This is a genomic window from Pseudomonas sp. GW822-FHT02E03 (assembly GCF_058802325.1).
The window spans coordinates 1-1,198 of sequence record NZ_JBXAOA010000099.1; the positions used below are offsets into that span (position 1 = coordinate 1).

The following is a 1,198-nucleotide window of genomic DNA, read 5'->3' on the forward strand; positions in this document are numbered from 1 at the left end:
TGTGGGAGATTCTATGGTTGAGGGAAAGCCCTCAACTGGCTTTTGGCTGGTATTCGCTTTGCCCTTTCAGCAAGGCGAATACCACCCGAGCAAGCTTGCGAGCCAGCATCACCAGCGCCTGAGTGGTGCTGAAACCCCGCGTTCTTTGTTCTTCGTAATACCCTTTCCAGGCTTTCGTACGGCTAGCCGACATCGCTGCATTGTGCAGAAGTCGGCGGGCCTCGGGGTCGCCGCGCTTGGTCAAACTGCGGCGAGCGTCCTTCTGTCCTGATTTCGCCACCCGTAAATCCATGCCCAGGAAGGCGATAAATGCATCCGCGTTTCTAAAATCTCCTCGCTGAAATGCAGTTATCAAGCGGGCCCCAGTCAAAAATCCAATACCCTCAACTTTCAGGCAGCGCTTCAATTGACCGAGCAAACCGGCTTCTTTGAGCTGATCGTTGATCGTCTTTTCGATCAGCGTCTCAAGCTGCTGCATGGACTTCACTTGCTCGGCAAAAGCCGCCTTGAGCAGCGGCTCATTCGACCAGCTCTGCACCAGGCCGACCCTGGCCTGGACCAAGGCTGCGCGACGGCGGAAAAGGCTCAGGAGCTGGCGGTACAGTGGTGAGGGCGGGGTCCAAGGACGCAACTCCTCGGCTTCGTTCTTCAGGTAACGAGCCAGCAGCTTGGCATCCAGTGCGTCGGTTTTGGCGCGGATCTTCACGCCTTCGCGATAATGTTTGAGTTCATAGCCTCCCACCATGTAAATCGTGCAACCGGCCTCATAGGCCAGATCAGCGAAGTCCAGGTGGTAAATGTTGGTCGCCTCAATGGCAATAGCCACCGTCCCCGACAACGCCTTCAGCCACTGCTTGATGGATGTTCTGGTGTTGGGAATCTCTTCAAGCAAATCACCACCAGACTGATAAATCACCAGTTCATTCTTGGCGACATCCACACCTACGATCGGTTTTGATAGAGAGACCGGCATTGCCACAGGATTTCCTCCGGGATAAGGTTTGAGCACTTGAAGGGCTCACCCAGAGGCGCAGGCTTGTTCCTATCGTCGGTCTAGCCAGATGCATTCTTTATCGGCGCTTGGGTGAAAGGAGGAGGGGCGAAATCTCCCACGGTCTGTACTGCGTCAACAGTCAGAATCGAGCCTTGTCCCTCCTCCTCCCTTCAAGTCCTACCATACAAGCGAGCCTGCTCGCGA

At 55.3% G+C, this 1,198-nt stretch carries 1 protein-coding gene; it reads right to left on the reverse strand.

Annotation, left to right across the window (positions count from 1 at the left end; all coding sequences use genetic code 11):
• Positions 1 to 31: 31 nt before the first annotated feature.
• Positions 32 to 973 (reverse strand): IS110 family transposase, encoded by a 942-nt coding sequence (locus AC1RQB_RS28205; protein ID WP_063341958.1) that lies wholly within the window; start codon positions 971 to 973, stop codon positions 32 to 34.
• Between the last annotated feature and the right edge of the window lie 225 nt (positions 974 to 1,198).